Source organism: Cohnella terricola, from assembly GCF_007786475.1.
Lineage (GTDB): Bacteria > Bacillota > Bacilli > Paenibacillales > Paenibacillaceae > Cohnella > Cohnella terricola.
Window position 1 is genome coordinate 63,850 of the sequence record NZ_VNJJ01000019.1, and the last position, 17,150, is coordinate 80,999.

At 49.8% G+C, this 17,150-nt stretch carries 17 protein-coding genes and 5 tRNA genes; 15 read left to right on the top strand and 7 right to left on the bottom strand.

The window, feature by feature from the left end; all coding sequences use genetic code 11:
- The first annotated feature begins 60 nt into the window (after nucleotides 1-60).
- From FPZ45_RS22330 to FPZ45_RS22345, 4 genes are all read left to right on the top strand, one after another.
- The gene (locus FPZ45_RS22330; RefSeq protein WP_144706696.1) at nucleotides 61-1,296 is read left to right on the top strand and encodes an aminopeptidase; all 1,236 of its coding nucleotides are present in this window, start codon (nucleotides 61-63) and stop codon (nucleotides 1,294-1,296) included.
- Nucleotides 1,297-1,693: 397 nt separating this feature from the next.
- Nucleotides 1,694-3,874 carry a Tex family protein gene (locus FPZ45_RS22335; protein WP_144706697.1) on the top strand — a complete coding sequence of 727 codons (2,181 nt, stop codon included), beginning with the start codon at nucleotides 1,694-1,696 and terminating at the stop codon, nucleotides 3,872-3,874.
- Nucleotides 3,875-4,006: 132 nt separating this feature from the next.
- Nucleotides 4,007-4,498 (top strand): RrF2 family transcriptional regulator, encoded by a 492-nt coding sequence (locus tag FPZ45_RS22340; protein ID WP_144706699.1) that lies wholly within the window; start codon nucleotides 4,007-4,009, stop codon nucleotides 4,496-4,498.
- Nucleotides 4,499-4,707: 209 nt separating this feature from the next.
- On the top strand, nucleotides 4,708-5,358 hold the full coding sequence (locus tag FPZ45_RS22345) for a nitroreductase family protein (RefSeq protein ID WP_144706701.1): 651 nt from the start codon (nucleotides 4,708-4,710) through the stop codon (nucleotides 5,356-5,358).
- A gap of 64 nt (nucleotides 5,359-5,422) precedes the next feature.
- Here FPZ45_RS22345 and cmpA read toward each other — a convergent pair whose 3' ends face one another.
- Nucleotides 5,423-5,572, bottom strand: coding sequence for a cortex morphogenetic protein CmpA (cmpA, locus tag FPZ45_RS22350; protein WP_144706703.1), 150 nt, complete (start codon nucleotides 5,570-5,572; stop codon nucleotides 5,423-5,425).
- 87 nt (nucleotides 5,573-5,659) lie between these two features.
- Nucleotides 5,660-6,016, bottom strand: coding sequence for a hydrolase/acyltransferase (locus tag FPZ45_RS22355; protein WP_144706705.1), 357 nt, complete (start codon nucleotides 6,014-6,016; stop codon nucleotides 5,660-5,662).
- A gap of 122 nt (nucleotides 6,017-6,138) precedes the next feature.
- Here FPZ45_RS22355 and FPZ45_RS22360 point away from each other — a divergent pair, with 122 nt between their 5' ends.
- Nucleotides 6,139-6,615 (top strand): SprT family protein, encoded by a 477-nt coding sequence (locus tag FPZ45_RS22360; RefSeq protein ID WP_144706707.1) that lies wholly within the window; start codon nucleotides 6,139-6,141, stop codon nucleotides 6,613-6,615.
- On the opposite strand, the gene FPZ45_RS22365 is transcribed toward FPZ45_RS22360, so the two are convergent.
- Nucleotides 6,578-8,011: an MFS transporter gene (locus tag FPZ45_RS22365; RefSeq protein ID WP_144706709.1), complete on the bottom strand. Its 1,434-nt coding sequence runs from the start codon at nucleotides 8,009-8,011 to the stop codon at nucleotides 6,578-6,580. The genes FPZ45_RS22360 and FPZ45_RS22365 overlap by 38 nt on opposite strands.
- A gap of 137 nt (nucleotides 8,012-8,148) precedes the next feature.
- Nucleotides 8,149-8,679, bottom strand: a complete 531-nt coding sequence (locus FPZ45_RS22370) for a TetR/AcrR family transcriptional regulator (RefSeq protein WP_144706711.1) — start codon at nucleotides 8,677-8,679, stop codon at nucleotides 8,149-8,151.
- Between the two features lie 211 nt (nucleotides 8,680-8,890).
- Between FPZ45_RS22370 and FPZ45_RS22375 the strand changes: the two genes are divergently transcribed.
- The 6 genes from FPZ45_RS22375 (at nucleotide 8,891) to FPZ45_RS22400 (ending at nucleotide 10,596) form a co-directional block, all read left to right on the top strand.
- Nucleotides 8,891-8,966, top strand: a tRNA-Asn gene (locus tag FPZ45_RS22375).
- Nucleotide 8,967: 1 nt separating this feature from the next.
- Nucleotides 8,968-9,058: transfer RNA gene (locus FPZ45_RS22380), tRNA-Ser, on the top strand.
- A 352-nt stretch (nucleotides 9,059-9,410) separates the two neighbouring features.
- Entirely contained in the window at nucleotides 9,411-10,166 is a 756-nt protein-coding gene (locus FPZ45_RS22385; RefSeq protein ID WP_144706713.1) for a hypothetical protein, read from the top strand.
- A gap of 142 nt (nucleotides 10,167-10,308) precedes the next feature.
- Nucleotides 10,309-10,383: transfer RNA gene (locus FPZ45_RS22390), tRNA-Glu, on the top strand.
- Nucleotides 10,384-10,386: 3 nt separating this feature from the next.
- A tRNA-Lys gene (locus FPZ45_RS22395) sits at nucleotides 10,387-10,462 on the top strand.
- A 48-nt stretch (nucleotides 10,463-10,510) separates the two neighbouring features.
- A tRNA-Leu gene (locus FPZ45_RS22400) sits at nucleotides 10,511-10,596 on the top strand.
- A gap of 540 nt (nucleotides 10,597-11,136) precedes the next feature.
- Here FPZ45_RS22400 and FPZ45_RS22405 read toward each other — a convergent pair.
- The 3 genes from FPZ45_RS22405 to FPZ45_RS22415 are packed head-to-tail and all read right to left on the bottom strand — an operon-like array spanning nucleotide 11,137 to nucleotide 12,771.
- The gene (locus FPZ45_RS22405; RefSeq protein WP_144706715.1) at nucleotides 11,137-11,781 is read right to left on the bottom strand and encodes a peroxiredoxin-like family protein; all 645 of its coding nucleotides are present in this window, start codon (nucleotides 11,779-11,781) and stop codon (nucleotides 11,137-11,139) included.
- A gap of 15 nt (nucleotides 11,782-11,796) precedes the next feature.
- Nucleotides 11,797-12,486: a cytochrome c biogenesis CcdA family protein gene (locus FPZ45_RS22410; RefSeq protein ID WP_144706717.1), complete on the bottom strand. Its 690-nt coding sequence runs from the start codon at nucleotides 12,484-12,486 to the stop codon at nucleotides 11,797-11,799.
- Nucleotides 12,487-12,498: 12 nt separating this feature from the next.
- Nucleotides 12,499-12,771: a thioredoxin family protein gene (locus FPZ45_RS22415; protein ID WP_186438520.1), complete on the bottom strand. Its 273-nt coding sequence runs from the start codon at nucleotides 12,769-12,771 to the stop codon at nucleotides 12,499-12,501.
- A 191-nt stretch (nucleotides 12,772-12,962) separates the two neighbouring features.
- On the opposite strand from FPZ45_RS22415, the gene FPZ45_RS22420 reads away from it, so the two are divergent.
- The 4 genes from FPZ45_RS22420 (at nucleotide 12,963) to FPZ45_RS22435 (ending at nucleotide 17,043) form a co-directional block, all read left to right on the top strand.
- Entirely contained in the window at nucleotides 12,963-13,676 is a 714-nt protein-coding gene (locus FPZ45_RS22420) for a response regulator transcription factor (RefSeq protein WP_144706721.1), read from the top strand.
- Nucleotides 13,673-14,707: a sensor histidine kinase gene (locus tag FPZ45_RS22425; protein ID WP_186438521.1), complete on the top strand. Its 1,035-nt coding sequence runs from the start codon at nucleotides 13,673-13,675 to the stop codon at nucleotides 14,705-14,707. The genes FPZ45_RS22420 and FPZ45_RS22425 overlap by 4 nt, the downstream gene beginning before the upstream one ends.
- 639 nt (nucleotides 14,708-15,346) lie before the next feature.
- On the top strand, nucleotides 15,347-15,853 hold the full coding sequence (locus FPZ45_RS22430) for a YcxB family protein (protein WP_144706725.1): 507 nt from the start codon (nucleotides 15,347-15,349) through the stop codon (nucleotides 15,851-15,853).
- An 869-nt stretch (nucleotides 15,854-16,722) separates the two neighbouring features.
- On the top strand, nucleotides 16,723-17,043 hold the full coding sequence (locus tag FPZ45_RS22435) for a hypothetical protein (protein WP_144706727.1): 321 nt from the start codon (nucleotides 16,723-16,725) through the stop codon (nucleotides 17,041-17,043).
- The last annotated feature ends 107 nt before the right edge of the window (nucleotides 17,044-17,150 follow it).

A 17,150-nucleotide genomic window follows, 5' to 3' on the forward strand; every position in this document is an offset into this window, starting at 1 on the left:
GGACCGCGATCGCGGTTTCCTGTCTTTTGTACATTTACATAACAAATGGGGGAAATTGAAATGGCGAATTTGAATGAACGGTTGGCCAAATATGCGGAATTGATCGTCCGGGTCGGCGTTAACGTGCAAAAGGGGCAAGAGGTATTCGTGAGCGCTTCGATCGAGATCGCCGAACTGGTCAGGCTCGTCGCCGCCAAGGCGTATGAAGCGGGAGCAGGCAACGTGCACGTGGATTGGACGGACGAAGCATTGTCCAGGCTGAAATACGAGAAAGCAGCGGACGACGTGTTTACGCGTTTTCCGGAGTGGGAGACGGCGAAACGAAACGACTTCGTTGCCCGTAGCGCGGCCTTTATTTCGTTTTTCTCGCCGAATCCGGATTTGCTGAAAGGCATCGATCCGACCCGGATCGGCAACTATCAGAAAGCGTCCGGGCAAGGGCTTGAGGAGTTTAGGAGAGCGGTGCAGTCCGACAAGGTGAGCTGGACGGTTGTCGCCGCGTCGACGAAAGATTGGGCGGTTAAAGTATTTCCGAACAGCGGGTCGTCGGAGGAAGCCGTGGACAAGCTTTGGGGGGCGATATTCCAAGCGGTGCGTCTGGAAGCGGACGATCCGGTGAAAGCTTGGCAGGAGCACGACGCGAACCTGCACAAGAAGAGCGACTGGCTGAACGAGCAGCGCTTCGCCAAGCTGCAATATTGCGCTCCCGGCACGGAGCTGACGGTCGGGCTGTCCGAGAAGCATATCTGGGTCGCCGCCAGCAGCGTAAACGAGAAGGGTATCACGTTTATGGCGAATATGCCGACGGAAGAAGTGTTTACCGTACCACTCAAGACGAGCGTGAATGGATACGTCTCCAGCACGAAGCCGCTAAGCTACGGGGGCAACTTGATCGACGGCTTTAAGCTGACGTTCGAGAACGGCCGGATCGTCGGCGTCGAAGCGGAGAAGGGGCAGGAAAACCTGCAGCAGCTCATCGATACGGACGAAGGCTCGCATTACCTCGGCGAAGTCGCGCTCGTGCCGCACGGGTCTCCGATCTCGCAATCGAACGTGTTGTTCTTGAACACGCTGTTCGACGAGAACGCCTCGAACCATCTGGCGATCGGCAGCGGGTACGCGTTTAACGTGGAAGGCGGCAAAACGATGACGCCGGAAGAGCTTGCGGCGAGCGGCGTTAACTCGAGCGTGGCGCACGTCGACTTCATGATCGGCTCCGCCGAGATGGACATCGACGGCGTGCGCGCCGATGGCACGATCGTGCCGGTGTTCCGCAAGGGCAACTGGGCTTTCTAAAGTATCGATATGAGCCTCTCCCCGGTGTAAGCCGCGGAGGGGCTTTTTGGTGATTGGGCATTCCGCCAAGCCCCTGCCAACATGCAATAGTACCGTCACACACACTTATTAAGTGCCTCGGCTGGCGGAGTTACGGAGTGTCGAGCAAACAAAGGCCAAAAAAGTGCCTCGGCATGCAGAATTACGGAGTGTCGAGCGAACGAAGGCCAAATAAGTACCTTGAACAGACGAGTCCCCGGGACAGCGAGCAAACGAAGGCCAAAAAAAGTGCATTGGCTGGCGGGAGAGTAATCTCCGCCGAACTTCCGCCAGCTTCCTGCTCCTTTGCGAACTTGCCTAAGAGGACAAGGAACGACATAATAAAAAAGATGCAACTGTTAACGGGAGGCACTTATCGATGAGCGTTGTGAACGAGACGGAAGTACGAGCTGCGCAGGAACGTATGGTCAAACAAATCGCAGGAGAGCTTGGCCTCGGGCTGGGTCAGGTCAGAACGGTAGCGACGTTGCTGGACGACGGGAACACGATTCCTTTTATCGCGAGATACCGCAAAGAAATGACGGGCGAGCTCGACGAGGTGCAGCTTCGTGCCATCGACGAACGCCGTACATATTTGAAAGGGCTGGAGGACCGCAAGGCCGAAGTTATTCGCCTGATCGACGAGCAAGGCAAGCTGACTCCAGAGCTGCAAGCGGCGATCGTGAAGGCAGTCAAACTCCAGGAAGTCGAAGATCTGTACCGTCCATATCGGCAAAAACGCAAAACAAGGGCAAGCGTCGCGAAGGAACGCGGTCTCGAGCCGCTCGCGACCTGGCTGCTCTCTCAGCCGAGACAAGGGGACTTGCTCGCGGAGGCTTCCAAATACGTCGACGCCGACAAGGGCGTTCACACGCCGGAGGAAGCGATTCAGGGCGCTTCGGATATCGTAGCCGAAGGTCTTGCCGACGATGCCGATATCCGTCGCTGGGTCCGCAAGTTCACGTGGGATCAAGGCGTGCTGTTCAGCAAAGCCAAAGACGCGGAAGCGGAATCCGTGTACGAGATGTATTATCAATATTCCGAGCCGGTCAAACGTCTGCCGCCTCACCGCGTGCTGGCGATCAACCGGGGCGAACGGGAAGAAATCCTGTCCGTAACCATCGACGCGCCCACGGACCGGATCGTCGACGAATTGAACCGCAGAACGTTGAAGGGGCCTTCCGCTGCGCGCGATACGCTGGCCGCGGCGGCGGAAGATGCGTATAAACGCTTGATCTCGCCTTCCATCGAGAGGGAGTTGCGCGGCGAAATGACGGAGAAGGCAGAGGAGCATGCGATCGGCATCTTCTCCGAGAACTTGCGCAATCTGCTGCTTCAAGCGCCCGTAAAGGGCCGAATCGTGCTTGGCGTCGATCCCGCCTACCGGACGGGTTGCAAGTTGGCCGTGGTGGACGACACGGGCAAGCTGCTCGAAGTGGCCGTCACCTACCCGACTCCGCCTCACAACAAGAAAGCGGAGGCGGAAGTCGTCTTCAAACGTCTGATCCAGCAGTACGGCATTCAACTGATCGTCATCGGCAACGGCACCGGCTCGCGCGAGACGGAGCAATTCGTCGCAGGCATCATTCGCGGCATGCCGGAACGTTCGCTGCAATACTTGATCGTAAACGAGGCGGGCGCGAGCGTCTACTCCGCTTCTAAGCTGGCAGCGGAGGAATTCCCCGATCTGGACGTATCCGAGCGCAGCGCGGTGTCGATCGCCCGCCGTCTGCAAGACCCGCTTGCGGAGCTTGTGAAAATCGAGCCGAAGGCGATCGGCGTGGGCCAATATCAGCATGACGTCTCCCAGAAAAGGCTGGACGAAAGCTTGACCGGCGTCGTCGAGTCCGCGGTTAACCATGTCGGGGTCGACGTGAATACGGCTTCTCCGTCACTGCTGTCTTACGTATCGGGGATCAATGCGACGATGGCCCGCAATATCGTCAAGCTACGCGAAGAGAAAGGCAAATTCACCGATCGCTCACAGCTTCAGAAAGTGCCTCGGCTCGGAGCGAAGACCTATGAGCAATGCGCCGGCTTTCTGAGAATCTCGGACGGAGCCAACCCACTTGACCGGACGCCGATCCATCCGGAATCGTATGAGGTCGTCGGACAGCTATTCAAGGATATGGGGCTGAAGCCTGGTGATATCGGAAGCGAGCTGCTTCAAGACAAGCTTCAGGGTATTAACGTAGATGATGTGTCCGCAAGGCTGGACGTCGGCGTTCCGACGCTGCGCGACATCGTCGACAGCTTGCAGCGCCCGGGAAGGGATCCGCGCGACGAATTGCCGCCGCCGATCTTCCATACGGACGTGCTCGATATCGAAGATTTGAAACCGGGGATGGAGCTCAAGGGGACGGTACGCAATGTTGTCGATTTCGGCGCTTTTGTCGATATTGGAATCAAGAATGACGGACTTGTGCACATTTCCCAGATCAGCAACAAATTCGTCAAGCATCCGACCGAAGTCGTCGCCGTCGGCGACACGGTCACCGTATGGGTGCTCGGCGTCGACTTGAAAAAAGGACGAGTCAGCTTGACGATGCGCGAGTCTTGACTCTAAGCAGCGACCCGGAACGCTTCCGCTTCCGGGTCGCTGCTTGCTTGGCGGACTTTTTTCGAAAACGGTTTTTACCCCTTGCCCCGGCGCAAGCTTTCCGATACAATTCAAGCAATTGGAGGCGATTACATGAAGCCGGAGAAATGCGTCGGATCATATCATCCCAAGTGGTTCGGATTGGCGCTTCAGGCGCTTGTCGTTCTGTCCAGAGACAGCGTGCGTATCTGTCCGAGCGCGGAGTTGGCCGTTTACCTTCAATCCGAAGCCACGTTGCTTAGAAGAATTCTCGCCATTCTCGCCAAAGGCGGTATCTTGGATACGCGCGAAGGCCGTGATGGAGGTTACCGGTTAAGGCGCGACCCGCATACGCTTAAGCTATCAGAGGTCTACACCGTTCTTCAGGTTGGCAATTTGCTTTGTTCCGGCATTCGGGACACGGCGGGAACGCATACGTTCGGGAAGGAAATGGACGGGATATTCGGCGATCTGACGGCGGAGATCGACCGTTCCGTTTTAGATACGCTTGAAAAATATACGGTGGGCCAGATTGCAGAGCGCGCGTTCGGCTGCGCGGACTTGGCAGTCGCGGCGACGCCGGATGCTGGAAAATTAGAATATTGACAATTGGTTTACTCGGTTTTATACTGTGCAATATCGGATACAGTTAAATTCGAACGATTTACCCATCTTATTTTTTTTGAATTTAACTGTGCGATAATCAACACATTTAATATCGGAAATGATAAGACGGCTGCTTTTCTACAAGTCATTTTACAAACTGTGCACTTTTTTTCTCAGTATATAAAAACAAAAATGGAGGGAATCATCACATGTCTACCGCTCAAGCTTTGCAATCCCCAAGCTACAACGAAGTCGTTCAAGGACGCCGTTCGGTCAGAAATTACGATCCAACGTTCAAGATTTCCAAAGAAGAGATGACGGAACTGCTTCAAGAAGCGCTCCGTGCGCCGTCTTCATCCAATCTTCAGCCTTGGCGTTTTCTCGTCATCGATTCCCAGCCGCTGAAGGAAAAGCTGCTCCCAATCGCGAACAACCAGCAGCAAGTCGTCGACGCTTCTGCCGTGATCGCGGTGCTTGGCGATTTGGAAAGCTATAAGCTGGCCGAAACGATCTACAATCGCGCATACGAAGCCGGAAATATGCCGGAAGCGACGAAGAACGACTTTATCGCCAGAATAACCAAGATATACCCTTCGCTCCCTGCCGACGTCGCGCGCAGAATCGTCTACACCGACGGTGGACTGATTTCGATGCAGCTCATGCTGTCGGCGAAAGCAAGGGGATATGACACAGTTCCGATGGGGGGATACGACTCCGCTAAATTCACGGAGGCATTCGGAATCGGCGAACGTTATGTTCCGATCATGCTGATCGCCGTGGGCAAAGCCGCTACAGAAGGACACCCGAGCGTGCGTCTGACCGTGGACGAAGTCGTGAGATGGAACGAATTCACCCTGTAATCATGAAAAAGGATCTTTCCGACAAGCCGATCGCGGCGGACGGAAGATCCTTTTTGCTTGTCATTTAAAGGTTGAACCCAGCGGAGTCCGGGGTTTCCTTGGTCTTGTCGGGTTTGGCGCGATAATAGAACCAGCAATCGTTCAACAGACGAATTTGCCGGAGATCTTTTTTCTGAAAAGCGGACATGAGCTGATTGCATAGCCATTGCGGCATTCGAAATCGTCCTCCTCCCCTCACATGCTGTATGGATAGCATATGGGAGTGGGCGAATGACCGTGCAGGTCCTAAAGCAATTGGCGGCTAGAGCATATCCTCTTCTTCGTACCATTGCTCGAGTTGGGCTTGCAAAGCACGAATTTCCGTGAGCAGCGCAATCAGCGGATACGCGCTTTCGCGGATGGAAGCGAAGGTTTTCTCCAGATCATTAATGTATTGCAGTCCGCCGATAGGCGATTGGTTCTCGTCGAGCAGATCCAGATCACGGAATTCGGCGATCGCTCTGGGCAGCTTCGGCACGTTGTCGGCAGTCAGCTTGGATAATTCTTTATGAAGGCGTAAATTCAAGGCGCTTAATTGATAAGCATGGGAAGCGGGCATCTCCACAAATTGAAGATTTCCTTGCTCCTCCTGCAAGAGAACATAAGACATTTCAGGCATGCGGCATAAGTCTCCCCTCGACCATTTCTACTTGACAGTGTAGCCCAATCCGAGTCTACAATTCAAGTAGGTCAAGCCATTGGGCACGGGATTGTTTTGGCTGATGCCGAGGAGGACGGAGAATGGAAGATCGGGAGTTGCAGAGTTGGGTGGAACGGGTATCGCTTGAATTTTTCGATCAGCCGTTTCTGCATAAAGCTTCGTTTAATTCGCGGCTGCGGGCGACGGGCGGACGTTATTTTACGAAAAGTCACAATATCGAGATCAGCCCCCACCAATTGGAAGTACACGGAGCGGAAGAGACGGAGGCAATCATTAAACACGAGCTCTGCCATTATCATTTGCATTTGCAGGGCAGAGGATACCAGCATCGCGACGCGGATTTCAGAAGCCTGCTCGTTCAAGTCGGCGCCACCCGGCATTGCCGCCCCCTTCCGGGAGCGGAAGCTAGGAGATTGCCGGTCAAGTATTTGCTCGTATGCGCGGACTGCGGCATGAGTTATCCCCGCAAGCGCCGCACGGATCCTCGCAAGTATGCGTGCGGGCGCTGCAGGGGGAAGCTTAGATTGTTTCAGGCGAAGCCGCAGAACCGTTCTTGACCTCTTTGGACGTGCTGGAGCCGGCAGTCTTGTTGCGGACGAATAAGGCGATGCCGAGGAACGCGAGAACCATCATCAATGCTCCTGTCTCAAGACTCGGAACGATATGGTGGGCGAAATCTTGGGGCGAGCGGATCATCTCGCCCGATTGGAAGATCAGGCCGCTGATCGCGATGCCGAATACGCCTCCGAGCTCGCGGGTGGCATTCCCCATGCCGCTAGCTTCTCCGGCCGCATTCTCCGGTACGGACGAGATCAGGCCGTGGGAGAGCGGAGTAAAGCTAAGGCCCATTCCGGTGCCTGCCAGCATCATCGGTCCGATCAGATAGAAGAATGAGACATCGAAACCTTGTGAGCGAATAAGGAACGCGAACCAGGCGAGAGCGACGGCTTGAAACAGGAGACCGCTCAGAAGAACGGTTCTGTTGCCGAGCCGGCTGATCGCAAGACCGGCTAGAGGAGCCGCGATCATCGTCATCGTCGTCCAAGCCATTTCTTTAACGCCCGCTTGAAGCGGCGTATTGCCTTGTGCTTGCTGCAGGAACAAGGTGAGCAGGAAGATGGCGCCGAAGACGCCCGCGTTCATCCAGAAGCCCGCGAACGTATAGAACGTGTAAGCCCGGCTGCGGAAGAGATCGAAGCGAATGAACGGGGTTTTACGCGTTCTCTCCCAGAAGTAGAATAGCACGAGCAATATGCCTCCAAGCGCTAACGAACCATACACCGTCGGCGTTCCCCAACCTATCGAATTCCCTCTTTCCAATCCGAATACGATCCCGAACAACCCGGAAGTCAATAGCAATACGCCAAGCGGATCAAGCGGCTTGCGTACGCCGCGCGACTCGTCGAGCCATCTTAATCCGAGCAGGAATGCGACGATGCCGACCGGAACGTTAACATAGAAAATAACTTGCCACGGAGCGCCTTCCATGATCAATCCTCCGACGAGTGGTCCGATGCTTAAGCCGAGGCCGGAGATTCCGGACCATAGACCGATCGCAGCAGCCCGTTTCTCGGCCGGGAACGCGTTGTTGACGAGTGTTAGGCTGAGTGGGACGATCGCAGCCCCGCCGACGCCTTGCAGGGCTCTGGAGAGGATCAAGGCGATCGAGGTGTCGCTAAGGCCGGAGAGCAGGGATCCGAGCGTAAAGATAACGACCCCGGAAAGAAATACTTTTTTCCTCCCGATGGAGTCGCCCAGTACGCTGAAAGGAATGAGCAGCACGGCAAAAGCGAGCGTATAAGCGTTCATGAACCATTCAAGATCGGACAGGGTAGCGCCGAGGTCTTGTTGAATCGAAGGCAAGGCGACTCCAAGAACCAGATTGTCGAGCATGGCCATAAACAAGACGATGCACGTAACGAATAACAAACGTACGCGAGCGGGCGTGAACAAAGAGAATCTCTCCTTTTGATTATGGGATTTTATTTATTGATAAATAAACAAAAGTGATAATAATGCCTATGTTTTGCATAAAAGCCCAATGACAATTTTATTTATTGATAAATAAATGAAGTTTACACAAACCCCGATCAATCGAGGTCTTCGTGCCACGGAGACAATTCCGGAAGTTCCAGGATTTCAGACAGCGTGATGATGAGACCACAGGAGATGAAGATGCTGGCTTCCGTACCCGGTTTTGGGACGCCGGCCGTTTTGAAACGCGTCTTGACGGTGTTGTAGATCCGGGAATGGGTTCTTCGGGAATATTCCCTTATGGCAGGCTCCGGAGTCGTGAAGCATTGCATCAGAAGCAGAATTTCGTTCCTGTAGCTTTCAAGCAGCGTATTGAAGGCTAATCCCATCTTATGGGCGAGTTCCTCGGGAGGGGCATCGACGGCGGAGAAAGCTCTGTGGAGCCGTTCGTATGCTCGTTCCAGCACTGCCAGGTATAACTGTTCTTTCGATTTGAAAAAATGGAACACGTAAGGCTGTGTGACGCCGACGGCTTCCGCGACATGCGCGGTCGTTGTTTTATAGAAGCCCTGGGAAGCGAACAAGGCTGCTGCGCTATTCATAATTTGGTCTTTCCGGCTTGCTGCGATTTCTTCTTTAGGGCTCAAGAGGGCTTCTTCTCCTTTGCGAAGGATTTGATTTAATTTATTAATCAATAAATAACATGAGACGAGCGGCGATGTCAACTGGATATCGGTGATTAGCATGTCCAAATTGACGTAAAAAAGGTGGGTAAAAAAGAATCTAAAAAATTTGTCACGGAATGCTTGACTTCCCCTTGATCTCATGATAAATTATTACTTGTCGCTTTTGAAACTTTCCCTGATAGCTCAGTCGGTAGAGCACTCGACTGTTAATCGAGTTGTCACAGGTTCGAGTCCTGTTCGGGGAGCCATGGGGAGATACCCAAGTGGCTATAAGGGGCTCCTCTGCTAAGGGAGTAGACGTGTCATGCGTGCGAGGGTTCGAATCCCTCTCTCCCCGCCACCTATGGTGAATTCAATAAGACGACTTGAAAGAGCCCTCGGCTAAGCCGACGGGCTCTTTTTGATTTTGATGGCTCGTTAGGCTAATAAAATGAAGTGCAAAAATGCAACTAAATTGGGCGCGGTATGCCCTTTTTGGGCGATTAATTGCAAAAATGCAATTAATTCGAGGGATTTTTGCGTTCGGAGGCCTTCACTCTTTAAATAAGTGTATATTTGCAACTAATTTAATAAACCGCTTTGTTTATCTTCGACATAGTTGCATTATTACAATTAATTGCGATTTCAAAAGAACTTTTTTCCGTTTGCTGGCGTCAAACTAAAAAAAGAACTTATGCCAAAGGTGATCCAACGTGCTGATACCTTCGCGAGTGAAGAAAACCATTTCATTGATATGCCTAATAACTGTGGGTTTGCTGACAGCTTCCTGTTCCAATGGAACGATCGAGAACACTGGGCCGTCGGCAGCAGTCGAGTCTACGCTCGAAACCGCCATGGGCGCCGTGCAGCAATCTCCGGAAGAGAAAGATGAAGCGTTCGAGCCTTACTTGCTGGCCTCGCTCCCTGATCGGCGCATCAGCCTGTTCGCAGAAGAAAACGGCGTGACCTTGCAAACAGGTGATCTCAAGCGGCAATACGAATGGAACTATATGACCCCGCGAGGAATAGTGCCTCGTCTACATGTCCGGGATTACGACGGCGACGGGGCGGACGAGCTGGCTGTCATTCTGTATATGGGTTCGGGAACTGGGGTTTCTGTGGAGGAGCTGCATCTCATCAAGCTTGACGATCTTCGGGATTACGCGCTGCAGGAGAACGAGTACCGTCCACAGATCGAACAAGCGATTGCCGATCTGAAAACAAGTTCGGCTATCCCGCAACGTTATGCGGACGAGACCCTTCTTTTCGGCAATTGGGTTGCATACGATGCTAACGAGAGCGGATTGCGGACAACGATCGGAATAGGGATTGCGGGTAAGGAGAGCCCGATGTCGGTATATATTGGGGAGCTAATCGCGGACGTGAATTACAAGGACGGCGCATTCACGTTATCCGGTTTTCGTTTCGAAAAAGCCAAGCAGGAAGCCGAAACCGTCCAGCCTTCTTAAGTCGATTTCCCATCCATAATAAGGCAATAAAAAAATCTACGATTTGTCCGAAAAAATGCTTGCTATCGTCATTTAGTTCAGATATAATCATATTTGTCGTCTGAAGCGGGTAACGCTAAGATGCGGTGGATAAGGCTTAAATGGCCCCTTGGTCAAGCGGTTAAGACACCTCCCTTTCACGGAGGTAACAGGGGTTCGAATCCCCTAGGGGTCACCATGAGAGCCATTAGCTCAGTTGGTAGAGCACCTGACTTTTAATCAGGGTGTCGAAGGTTCGAGTCCTTCATGGCTCACCAGTTATCTAATCCGTGAGCTTGCTTGACTCGGACGACATAACAACATATGCGGTCGTGGCGGAATGGCAGACGCACCAGCTTGAGGGGCTGGCGGTAGCAATACCGTGGAGGTTCGAGTCCTCTCGACCGCACCATACTTAAGATGATGAAATCTCTTGCAGAGCAAGGGATTTTTTTGTTTGTGTTTTTTAGAGTGCGTGTGGAGAAGGATGGAAAAGCGCTCAAAATGCCTCTGAAGTAGCACCGTGGTAGCAAACATAAAAAAGAGCAGCCCTAGAAGCGAAAGAAAGTGATTTTTTTGTGGTTAAAATTTGTGATTGATGATTTCAAGGAAGGTCTGGGAGTATAAAAAACTTGAAGTCGTGATTGTCTATTGGGATGATTAGCATTGAAAATCATCGTACTTTGCCATGTGGGACGTGGGTTGGGGACAAATACGATGAAAAACATCGTTATGAGGAGCCTGCCGCCCATGGTGTCTCGCTCCCCTGGGGATTAGAGATGAAAATCATCGTACTTTTGCCTTGTGAGGCATGGTTGGGGAGCAAGTAAGATGAAAAACATCGTTATTACGAGTAGCATAAGCGATGCAGCGTAGGATGAGGGTGCGGATACGAATACCCAAAGGACCGTCAGGGCAATCCCTGACGGTCTTAAGTCGTGTCGATGGCAGTTCACAACTTCCTTAACTCATTCAGAATATCCTCCGGATCAAAGCGCTTCATAAAATCCGGGTTGACGTACGCGGAACGGATAATGCCGGACTCGTCGATCATGAAGGTGGAAGGAATGGGGAGTATCCACCGCTCGGTCGCGTTGTATTCGGTCAAATTCAGCTTGAACAGGTTCGTCATGATCTCCTGAATGTACGGCGGTACGTCGTACAAAATATTGTAAAAGGCGGCCACCAGACCGTTTGGATCGCTCAACACTTGGAACTGCAATCCTTCCTTCTCCTGTTGGGAAAGCGTGTTGTCTGGGCTTTGCGGGCTAATGGCGATGAGTCTGACGCCCAGCGCTTCAATCTCCGGCAGCACTTTCTGATACGCCCGGAGCTGCGAGTTGCAGTAAGGACACCAGCCTCCGCGGTAGAAGGTTAGAACGACAGGTCCTTTGGCCAGTTCGTCGTACAAGTAAACGGGGATGCCCATCGAGTTTTTCAGCGTAAAATCTTTCGCCTTCTGCCCTTCCTGCAGGCCATACTGGAATCCCGACTCCTGCTGCTCCCGGATCGAACGGAACATCTCGGCCTGGACTTCTGCGGGCGAATGGGCGATAAACTGTTGTTTCATTTCTTCTAGCTCTTGATTTAATGACATGAATAATTCTCCTCCTTATTTTAACCCAATAACCAGAAAAGCGATGCCAATTACGATTGAGAGGTAGCCGGCAATTTTTTTAACAGGACCGCCCCATTTTGCCAATTTGCTTAGAATGGAAATGGAAAAGACTGCAACAGCCGCGAGTATAATGCCTTTCCCTAACGAATAGGTCGTCATGAGCAACGCTCCGTGTAGTGGACTTCCCTGAAGTGCGATATAACTAATCAGCGCAAAAAAGATGGGAATCGCACAAGGCGAAATAACAAGTCCATAAGGAATTCCTAGCTTGAAAGCGGCCAAGTTGCTTTGCGGGAGTTCTGGCCCGCTGAGCGGCTTTTGGAAAGTAGGCATTGCGAATGATATGACACCAAGCAACTGCAGCCCCGCTAATATGTCAAAGAGGGGCGGAACCCAGGTTAGCAAACGATATTTCTCAACAGAGGGCAGGAACTGTTGACCGAGCAGCGCGATGATCAAACCAATCAACACCGAGGTGACAACCGTACCCAAGATAAAGTTGACAGCGATCCGAAAGGCTTTTCTTCTATTGCCGGCAGCTCCTTTCTGGACATAATTCGCAAACATAGCAAGCACGGGCATATAACATGGCAATATCGCGCTCATGATTCCGACGACGAACACAAGGATGTAGGTAGAGGCGGAAATTCCGCCTGCAATCGTAAAATGATATAAATCTTCCATGCGTTTCTCCTTTTATCTAGTGGATTTATCTTCATGATTAAGCAATTCATATACACGTTCGCGAAGCTTGGGCAGTGAGGGCAAAGTGGTAAATTCTGATTTTCCATTGATGAGAATCGCTCCGGCGCTGAAAATGTTCAGTTCCTGAAGACGCTCAAACTGATCGACCACATGTAACTCCTGAATCTCGATTTGCGGAAAATCCGCCGCTACTTGATTCACTACCTTTATCGCTTTTTGACAAATTGAACACCCCGGTCCAGCTGATACAACCTCAATTAACAAAAGACCTCCTCCTTCTATCCATTCTGTTAAACATCCTCCATGCAAAAGGAAGATTTGCTATGATTATAAAGGTCGAGCTGTTAAATCCTTGTTAAGTAAGTGAAGCTCCAAAAGACTGCATGATTTTCCTCGTTTCGCGGAAAAATGTGTGATATTCTATTACCGTTGTCATGGGAGGAAGGAGTGGTGATATGCGAGTCCTCATTGTTGAAGATGAGGAGGACCTTTCACGCGCATTAGCGAAGGGTTTAAGGCGGGAAGGTTATGCAGTGGACATCGCCGTTGACGGGCTAACCGGGTGGGAACTTGCGGATACCAATGATTATGACGTTATTCTCCTTGACATCAATCTTCCGGAGCTGGATGGAATTTCACTTTGTCAACGAATTCGCCAATCCTCGCACCACAACGATGTTTTTATTCTCATGCTGACAGCTCGCAACCATCCGGACGAGGTGGAAGAAGGGCTCGATTCGGGTGCGGATGACTACCTCCGTAAACCGTTTGTGTTCAATGAGTTGCTTGCTCGCATCCGGGCACTCCTTCGCCGGAGTTCGTCCGTGAAAAGCCCCGTCCTGCAGTTCGATCAGCTTACCCTTAATTCGAAGACAAAGGAAGTCTGGTTCGAGAATGTTCTTCTTTCATTGACGAAAAAAGAATTCGGTTTGCTCGAATATCTGTTACTGCATCCCGGCGAGGTCATTTCATCGGAAAGACTTCTTGAGCATGTTTGGGATATCCATGCGGATCCCCTTTCCTCAACGGTTCGGGTTCACATTAATTCCTTGCGCAGAAAGCTCTCGTACCATGATCCAGAGGCAGGAGAAAGGTATATTCAGACCGTTCAAGGTTATGGGTATAAATGGGCTCTGAGCACAACTGCAAAGAAAGAGGACACGACATGAAACCGTGGAACCGGCTTTCACTGCGTGCAAGAGTGACGCTGTTATCTATTCTTTTTTTGGCGATATTGATTACTTTATATGTGGCTATAGAGTCTTTTTTCTCCGTTTACAGGATTGTATCCGAATTGCAGGGGCGAATCATAAGCCTGGTTGTCGTTCTAACAGGTATGATTCTCAGCTCGCACTGGCTCGCCGTGATTATCCTGAAGCCTGTGAAACGGATGAGCGAAACAGCCTCTGGAATAACGGCAACCACCCTGCACAAACGTCTCGAAATTGACCAACTACATGACGAATTAAAGAAGCTCGGGATCGTATTTAATGCGATGCTGGATGGGCTGGAACACTCTTTTAAACAACAGGCCCGTTTCGTTTCCGCGGCCGCGCATGAATTAAGAACGCCGCTGTCCATCCTACGCACGAATCTTGAAGTGGCCGGAGACGCCGATGGCATTGATCCAAGCGAGTGGAGAGATTACAGGGCGACAACAGAGCGGACGCTCGCGCGATTAGAGTCATTAACGGAGGATTTGCTGCTGCTGGCTGACGGCACGTACGATCGGGAGCATAGCGAGCACAAGATTGTGGAGCTTGCCGACATTCTCGCGGACGTAACTTCTTTTATGGAACCGATGGCTGTCAAATACGGGGTGACGCTTCATCTGATGGAGCCCTGCGCCGCTTTGGTTAAGGGGGAAGAAAGCTTCTTATTCCTGGTCTTTCGAAATCTGCTAGACAACGCCATCCGGTATAATCGGCCCAATGGGAACGTTACGCTGCAGGTTTCAAATGAAGATGGCCGGGTTGTGGTTCGAGTTTCGGACACGGGAAATGGAATATCCCCTTCGTCAAGGGAGCTGGTTTTTGAGCGGTTTTATCGAATCGACTCGTCACGGGCACGTAGAAGTGGCGGGGCTGGTCTGGGGCTGTCGATTGTCCGCCATTTGCTTGCATTTTTCCAGGGGAGCGTTGAACTGGAGACGAGTTCCGAATTAGGAAGTGTGTTTAAGGTAACGTTGATCCGGGGTTAAGAAGCTCGACTTCATATAAATGGGTTACACATTTATATGGATAAATAACTAATGTTTTGTACATAACTTATGCAGGTGGCTGAATTAACTGTCCAGGACATAGAGCATGGGGCCAGGTTCCGAGACTTTACTTTAGCCTACGACGGATAGGAACCAAATAGCCTAAGTTCCCGGTTATGTAGGCTTCCGAGCAATCACGGATACAACGGGAGAATTGGCCGCGACATTGAGGGGCTGGCGGTAGCAATACCGTGGAGGTTCGAGTCCTCTCGACCGCACCATACTTAGGATGATGAAATCTCTTGATAATCAAGGGATTTTTTTGTTTGTGTTTTTTAGAGTGCGTGTGGAGAAGGATGGATAGTGCTCAAAATGCCTCCGTGGTGGCACCGTGGTTGCAAACAGAAAAAGAGCACCTCCTGAGCGACTGGTTGCCCAGCTGAATATTTCGATGTAGTAGAGCCATTAGTTTAATGAGCCAGAGCCACTGTGTCCCAAATAGAGCCATTATGTTATTGTACAGGTCCATGCGGGGATTAAACGGGCAGGATAGTTCAAAAGTTTCGCGAATACCCTACATATAGAATTATTTACGAAGTTCGTGAATAGAACGTTATACGACAGAGCGAGGCATATTCAATGGGAGGGATTTCTATCGAGGCTATAAAGTACTCATTTACTTTGTCTCGAAGTGAATATATTCGATCAATGAATTTGTTCTTCACAGTTATTGATATGTTCAAGATTAGTACTAGTATCTTTGCAATAAGTATAAACTTTATTTTTGGTTCTTTAATGCTTTTTTACAATGAACATAAAGGTTGGATTCTTGTTTGTATAGCAGTAATTATTTTCCTTTTGAATTTTAACGGTAGGTATCTTAATTTAATCAGAAGTTATAATAGTGATAGGAATTATAGGGAGATTTTTGAAATTGAATTAGACGAAAAAGGGATTAAATCTTCAACTCATAACTCAAGCTCTTATTTTGAATGGTCATATTTTGAAAGAGTTATTGAGAAGGATAAATACTTTTTCTTTGTGTTTGAGAAGAAAAAAGGATTTGTAATTAAACAGATGGAGAACAAAGAGCAAAAGGAAAGATTTATAAGGATCCTAGAAGACAATCGACTTAATAAGACTTAATTGGGTATTTCAAGGCTCCGTCGTATAACACCATATTCACGCATCGGGGCGTTGCCCCTTGGTCCGGCAGAAGTTGAAGAGGATTCGATTGGAGCAACTCAGATACAGGGAAGCAGAATCAGCCGGACACATCCAACTCCCTAACCGCATCGCGGCCGCCTTCGGGCTTAAGGGAGTTGGACGTCGTGAATACAAAACGTTAGATGAAATTAATGCAAAATCTATAAATAAAAAATTCAAAAGGAAGTGTATATTATTATTTTGTTCTTATTAAAGACAAGAATTAACAGAAAAATTTCTAGGCTGTTTTATGCATATGATTTCGAGGTAAATTTTTCTAACGAGAAATATAAAGTAACCTCGTATTCCTGGAATGGAAGAATGGATGATTTTATCCTTGAATTCTATATTAATAAAACGAAATATATTTTTCATTGCAACAGAATAATTAGTGAAGAGAAAGCTTTTAACTTTCAGAAGCTAAATATCTTAAAGCAACTTGAAAAAGAAATTAAATATCTTCAACGTGCTTATTCTAGAGGGATTTATAATAAGGATTATTTACCCTTTACAAATTGGACAAAGGAATCTAAGGAAAATTAATAATTCAATATTAGCCTATTCAAGAAGGATTAGCTTCATCTAACATCATATTCACGTTTCGGGCCATTCGGCCCTCGGTCCGTACCGGAGTTAGAAGAGGATTCGGAGATGCAATTGACAGAAGCAGGAATCGGAAGCAGCCGGATACATCCACACCGACAAAGCGCGTCGCGCTCGGCGACTTCGTCGCCTTAAGTCGGTGGGACGTCGTGAACACATTAACGTTAGATGAATGATGGCGAAATCATTAAGAGCGGAGAGTACCTATGGAAGTACTACAAGGTAAGTATCTTAAACCAGCTAAAGATAGAAACTCGTTCGAAATATTTAATGCGGAACCAGAAATACTACTTAAGATCGCATTTTTCTTAAGAGAATATGGATTTGTTTCACGACCGATGATTGTTGGATTCGATGGAAATTATTTAGATCTAGAACAAGACAATATAAAGTTACATCTAGGTTGGGACGTATGGAGTGGATTATTTTTATCTGCAATTGATGAAGAAGGTGACATCTGGGTTGAAAAACTTGGAGAAGAAATAAATATTAAGTTAAAGGAATCGTACTTTGGAGTGCTACGATAAAAATGCAGTCGAAAAACACCCTCGTATGAAATAAAATGAAAGCTAACGAGGGGACGAGTGACAATGAACAGGTACGACAAGGCATTCAAAGAAGAAGCAGTAAGATT